The organism is Leptodesmis sp., assembly GCF_052746595.1.
In genome coordinates this window covers 1-5,432 of record NZ_JBRAGO010000126.1, presented here as the reverse complement: position 1 = coordinate 5,432, position 5,432 = coordinate 1, and the positions used below count along the sequence as shown (strand labels likewise).

Annotated in this window: 7 protein-coding genes and 1 tRNA gene; 3 read left to right on the top strand and 5 right to left on the bottom strand. The window is 49.9% G+C overall.

Annotated elements, in window-relative coordinates; translation table 11 throughout:
* Positions 1-586: response regulator transcription factor (locus ACUVQO_RS20430; RefSeq protein ID WP_445927671.1), on the bottom strand; the 586-nt coding region annotated here is incomplete at its 3' end.
* Positions 587-908: 322 nt separating this feature from the next.
* Positions 909-989, bottom strand: a tRNA-Leu gene (locus ACUVQO_RS20425).
* A 176-nt stretch (positions 990-1,165) separates the two neighbouring features.
* Here ACUVQO_RS20425 and ACUVQO_RS20420 point away from each other — a divergent pair.
* The 3 genes from ACUVQO_RS20420 to ACUVQO_RS20410 are packed head-to-tail and all read left to right on the top strand — an operon-like array spanning position 1,166 to position 3,191.
* On the top strand, positions 1,166-1,774 hold the full coding sequence (locus tag ACUVQO_RS20420; RefSeq protein WP_445927670.1) for a DUF3611 family protein: 609 nt from the start codon (positions 1,166-1,168) through the stop codon (positions 1,772-1,774).
* A gap of 5 nt (positions 1,775-1,779) precedes the next feature.
* On the top strand, positions 1,780-2,367 hold the full coding sequence (locus tag ACUVQO_RS20415; protein WP_445927669.1) for a hypothetical protein: 588 nt from the start codon (positions 1,780-1,782) through the stop codon (positions 2,365-2,367).
* Positions 2,295-3,191, top strand: coding sequence for an efflux RND transporter periplasmic adaptor subunit (locus tag ACUVQO_RS20410; RefSeq protein ID WP_445927679.1), 897 nt, complete (start codon positions 2,295-2,297; stop codon positions 3,189-3,191). Before ACUVQO_RS20415 ends, ACUVQO_RS20410 begins: the two co-directional genes overlap by 73 nt.
* Positions 3,192-3,246: 55 nt before the next feature.
* On the opposite strand, the gene ACUVQO_RS20405 is transcribed toward ACUVQO_RS20410, so the two are convergent.
* The 3 genes from ACUVQO_RS20405 to ACUVQO_RS20395 all read right to left on the bottom strand — a co-directional run bounded on the left by ACUVQO_RS20405 (position 3,247) and on the right by ACUVQO_RS20395 (position 5,323).
* Complete coding sequence (locus tag ACUVQO_RS20405; protein WP_445927668.1) at positions 3,247-4,008, bottom strand: PRC-barrel domain-containing protein; 762 nt, start codon at positions 4,006-4,008, stop codon at positions 3,247-3,249.
* A gap of 26 nt (positions 4,009-4,034) precedes the next feature.
* The gene (locus ACUVQO_RS20400; protein WP_445927667.1) at positions 4,035-4,664 is read right to left on the bottom strand and encodes a DUF1614 domain-containing protein; all 630 of its coding nucleotides are present in this window, start codon (positions 4,662-4,664) and stop codon (positions 4,035-4,037) included.
* A 71-nt stretch (positions 4,665-4,735) separates the two neighbouring features.
* Positions 4,736-5,323 (bottom strand): phosphate-starvation-inducible PsiE family protein, encoded by a 588-nt coding sequence (locus ACUVQO_RS20395; RefSeq protein ID WP_445927666.1) that lies wholly within the window; start codon positions 5,321-5,323, stop codon positions 4,736-4,738.
* Positions 5,324-5,432 lie beyond the last annotated feature (109 nt).

The window sequence follows — 5,432 nt, the reverse complement described above, 5'->3', positions numbered from 1 at the left end:
CTTTAATGTGGGTGCGTACAGCCTCTTCCCCAGGCGTTTCTTCATAGGCCCAAAGATGCTCTAGAATTACGCCACAACTAAACACTCGGCGGCTATTTCGCAGGAACAGTTCCAGCAGTGCATACTCTTTGGGCGTGAGTAACAAAGGCTGATCATTGTAGGTAACTTCGCAACTGCTCGGATCTAGTTGTAAAAGTCCCCACTCCAAGACGGGCTGGGAGCTGATAGTGCCTCGACGCAACAAGGCCCGCACACGAGCGACTAATTCTTCCTGATCAAAGGGCTTGACTACATAATCGTCGGCCCCAGCATCCAGCCCGATCGCCCTTTCATGACAGCTATCATGATCGGTCAGCAGCAGAATGGGAGTGTGCAGTCCCCTAGCGCGAATGCGACGGCAAAGGCCAACTCCATCCACGTCTGGAGCGGCCACATCTAATAGCATTAGGTCATAGTTAAACGTTTTGATTAAATCCCAGGCGGTTTCTCCATTCACAGCGATTTCAACAACGTGGTTTTGATGAGTGAGGATAGGAACTAGAGTCTGAGCCGTTAACTCGTCATCCTCGACAATTAAAATCCTCATAAAGCCTTGGTTCCAGAGGACTGCATGAATCATTTAGGATGAAACCTGGCCTCGTAGCTTCATCCATCTTGATCATAGGAAGGGAGGCTTTACTCTAGTAATCTAGCGACACAAATATAAAAGCTTATTTGCAAATGTTTAGTAGAAAGATCAGATTATCTCAGCCACCATTGCATTTGAATCTAGCACCTGATTAGCAAAAAATTGACTTAAATCCTAGTGCAGCCACTTGCCAATATACAAGCTGAGTAACGCTTCTAATGGCGTATCTTACTACACGGCCACATTTTTGAGGAACTCTAACGTGTCTTCTAATTTACAATGCGGATGGCGAGACTCGAACTCGCAAGGCAATGCCACACGCCCCTCAAACGTGCGCGTATACCAGTTCCGCCACATCCGCGCCTGGGAGACTGCTCACTGTTGGATGCATCCACCGAGGGAAAATGTGGATGACAGATGAGCTTTATTTAGCATAGCAAAAAGCGCGATCGCTGCAGAGAGTAAATAAACATTAATCTCCTCACAAGTTCCTCATGGTTCCTTGGCAGGCTAGAAGGTGAAGCCTAAAACTTGCTTATGTTAGCCCGTTACCATCCCTCCGAGATTCCCGCTCCCTTGCGAAAAATTGCTCAGTTCTTCCGGCTGTTAGGTTGGGTAGGGTTCTGGTTGCAACTGGTGCTGGCCTTCCTAGCGGCGATCGCCCTGTTATTTGCCATCTCCGGGCGATCGTTCAGCCCCGATCCCTATGTGGCAACCGGTGTAGGCATCTTCTGGGGCATCTGCGGCGTGGTGCTGCTGGTCGTGGGGATTTTATTTGAGGTGCGGTATATTCGCATTGCCAGAGACTTGAACCATGAACCAGGGGCCGTCCTCCACCCCCATAAAGCCCACACGGTTCGCCTGTTGCGGTTGGGAGTTCTGGTGGGATTCATTGGGATGCTGGTGGCACTGCTGGGGTCAGGAGCCAGTGTGACGGTACTGCTGGCCAAAACCGTTTCCCAACCACCAGGAGTGGCGATCGTCGATCCCAACAAAATTGTCCGGGCGCTGGATGTGTTTGTAATGCTGGCCAACCTGACCTTGATTGCCGCTCACCTGGCCGGAACCGTGATCGCCTTCTGGCTGCTGGATCGGGCGCATCACTACCAGCATCCCATTGTTCTGCACGCGAGTTTGGAGTCCTGACGGTCATGAAGCAACTCCCTGAACGAGTTTCTCCTCGCGAACCAATCCAGATTGGGAATGACCGTTCTCAGCTAACTCCTCGATCGCGCCCTAGGTTCCCGCTCAAATGGTTACTGTATATGGGGCTGGCAGTGGGAGCGATCGGCTTGTCGATTTTGTTGCTGCGTCCGGCTCCCCTGCGAGTGGATATGGGAACGGTACAGCGGGGCACATTGCAGGTGACAGTAGATGCGGAAGGAAAAACGCGGGTACGCGATCGCTTCGTGATTGCGGCAGGCACAGCAGGCCATCTCGATCGGATTACCCTAAATGAAGGCGATTCGGTGAAATCGGGAATGGTAGTTGCCCGAATTGATCCGTTGCCGCTGAATGCTTCGATTCAACAGGCTCTGGGCCGCTTATCGGAATGGAAGGCGCAACGAGCGGGGGTGGCCCTCAGCGACCAAACGCTGAAACGTTGCAACAGGCTGAAACGCAAATTGAGGCGGCCCAGGCACGGCAGCGCCAGGCAGAAGCACGGGTGGCAGAAGCACGGGCAGCGTTACAACAGGCCCAACGCGATCGCCAGCGGGCACAGGATCTGTTCACCGTAGGGGCAATTTCCCGACAGGTACGCGAATCTGCCGAACTGAATGAAACTACAAAAGCCAGAGATCTGAATGCGGCCATATTGGCAGCCAATGCAGAAGCCTCAGCGGTGGATGTGGCGAGGGCGCAACTAGCCGTTTTGCAGAAACAACAGACTGACCCAGATTATCTGCTGCGTGTGTATGAGGCCCGGATTGTCAGCACTGAGGCAGAATTGTCCCAATTGCGGGATGAAGTCAATCGTACAGAGGTTCGTTCTCCAGTGGCGGGACGAGTGCTACGAGTGTTGCAGAAAAGCGCTCGGTTTGTCAGTAGTGGTACGCTGCTGCTGGAAATTGGCGATGCCTTGAAACAGGAACTGATGATTGATGTGCTGTCTAATGATGCGCTGAAAATTCGTCCGGGCGATCGTATTGTGATCGACGTAGACCATAATACTCCACCCATTCGGGCAAAAGTACGGCAGGTAGAACCCTCTGCATTCACCAAAGTTTCGGCTCTGGGGGTGGAGGAACAGCGGGTAAATGTGATTGGAGATTTCATCAATCCATCACCAGAGTTTGGAGATGCCTACCGGGTGGCTGCCCGAATTATTGTGTGGGAAGGAAAGAATGTATTGAAAGCGCCTCTGAGTGCTCTCTTCCGCTGTCAGCAAACCGCTTGGTGTACGTTTGTGGTGATCAACGGCAAAACACAACAACGTCCAGTGCAAATCGGCCAGCGCAGCGACTTTGAAGCCGAAATTCGCCAGGGATTGCAACCCAGAGACACAGTGATTCTGCATCCCACCGAACAGATTAAGAACGGCGATCGAGTGACCTCCCGATAAAGGTTGCCAAAGTTGGGTAATCTCACTATCTCGCCATTTCTAACAATTCCTCGACTCAAGATGAATGGGTTAATCGCTTCCAGGCTGAATCGATCGCCTGTTTCATCCGTTTTCCAGTATGGCTGAGGCTCTGCTGGAAGTCCTCCCATTTGTCTTGCAAAAATTCACTGGCTTCTTCTAAGGCATTTTTGTCATGTCGTCCCGATTGACCTAGTTCATCCCGTACTTCTTTGATTTTGACGCGGACAACTTCGGGTTTATCCTGGGGTGAAACGAGTTTTGCCAAGCGATCGCCCATTTTCTTCACCAGATTCTTCACCTGTTGCGATTTTTCACTCAGAAACCCTTTCAGTCCTTCGGATTCACTCTTGAGCCGATTTTTAGCATCCTCTTTGATAACAACAACCTCTACATCGATCGCTTCTACGTCCTCAGGAAATAAAACGGCCCGACCCCCAAAGGGTGCTGCAATCTCACCGCCTAAAATGTAAGCCACAATATCGCCCGTTTCCCAATCAAAGAGAAAATCTTCTACCCAACCCAAGGGAGTACTCAAAGAGGGCGTGCGGATAGCCATCTGATGGAGACGGCGTAGGGATGGAGGTGGTGTAAACGCTAATTCTGAGTAAGTCAGTAAGGCATCAGGACCGATTATAGCCACTTGTTCAAAGGGCGTATAGCCTGCATCGCTAGCAAAGTAGACGACTCGACCGCTATCATCAACCCACACTTCTTCCACGCTGCCATAGCGGGTGGCCGTGCTACTATCCATTGCCATTAAACCAACAATTTGACTCCGACGAATAACGTTAAACATCTTTCATTCCTCCTCAAAATCCATAATCAGGTTAACAACAGGGCAAATAATCCGCACAGGGCAATGCCATCAAATACTCCAGCACCGCCAATACTCAGCACGCCGGGAGCCATGCGTTCGATCTCTCGCAGATGGAGGAGATCGGCTCCAATTAAAGTGCCCAAGACTCCTCCAGCAAAGGCGATCGGTGCTGCGCCATAGCCACCCGTCAGCACTAGGGATGCCATAGCTGCGGTAAGGGGAGCAACCAGAGCGTTCATCTGAATCCCAATGCCAGGAACAATCTGAGCTGAGTAGTAGCTCATAACGGTGACGATCGCACTCACCCCCAAAAGCAGCAAGGGATTGGAGCGGGTAAATTCGTAGAGGGCAAGCAACGTCGGAATGAGTCCTCCACCGACATTCAGGGCAACGATTGTTTTTTGCTCTATTCTTTGCAAAGGAAGCCCCCAAAACCGAGCCATCCAAAGTTCTATTAAGTCTGGCATGATGGAGATCTGAGAGACGCGCTCGTAGAGAGGAATATTGATGGTACTGCCCAAAATTACGGCAGCCAATAAAAACAGAGCAAAACCGGGAGGAAAGCCCAGTTTGGCAACAGCCACTTCAACGACATCGATGGCGATCGCCAGCCAGATAAAGGGAAAAATCAGCAAGAAAAGTAAAAAGAGTAACAGGGTAACGGGAAGATAGATCATCTTAATTAGATTCACTAAAATTAGATTCACTAAAAGGGATATTGCTCAATGGGTGGCGTTCGTGTAGTATGCCGGATGGCATCACGACGGTGCAATTGAAGGTGCTGATTGTCGGATAGATCTTGAAGATCTTGAGCGCTTGATTGCGAGAGTTGCTCATTTCTTGTCGTTGCAATTGCCTCAAATCGCTGAAACATCCAGACTCGTAAATACAGCAACCCACCTAAAACTACTAAAAAAGCACAAACTCCCAACAGGCGATCAATAGGAATGTCTACTACTCCCTGTAAAATCACTTCCCGCAATGCTGACACCAGAGAAACTTCTACGGCTGCTCCAATGGAAATTCGTTGTTCTTGTAAGTAGATAATTAGCAGGCGAAAAATTTCTACCAAGATAAGAACAAATAAAATATCAGACGTGATGGCTTGAAAGTTGATTGGTTTCAATAGGGAAAGAAACATTTCACCCAACCGAATCAACATGACGCAAAACAAGCCGATACACAAAGATACCACAATAAAATTCTGGAAAAACTCCAGATTATGCACGATGGTGTCTCTTTGAAACCAGAATTTCCAGCCTCGGTCTGGTGAAAATGGATGTTTCATAGCCATGGGAGGATTCGGAAAATTAGCGACTGGTCATGAATCTTCCTAACCAGAGGAAAGCACTTAAGCCAAGGCTCAAGAGAATGCCATTGACGCTCATCCCGCTAACGCTTCG

Coding starts and splice junctions, on each gene's coding strand:
- ACUVQO_RS20420 (WP_445927670.1), top strand. CDS start 1,166: ATGTTAGCCCGTTACCATCCCTCCGAGATTCCCGCTCCCTTGCGAAAA.
- ACUVQO_RS20415 (WP_445927669.1), top strand. CDS start 1,780: ATGAAGCAACTCCCTGAACGAGTTTCTCCTCGCGAACCAATCCAGATT.
- ACUVQO_RS20405 (WP_445927668.1), bottom strand. CDS start 4,008: ATGTTTAACGTTATTCGTCGGAGTCAAATTGTTGGTTTAATGGCAATG.
- ACUVQO_RS20395 (WP_445927666.1), bottom strand. CDS start 5,323: ATGGCTATGAAACATCCATTTTCACCAGACCGAGGCTGGAAATTCTGG.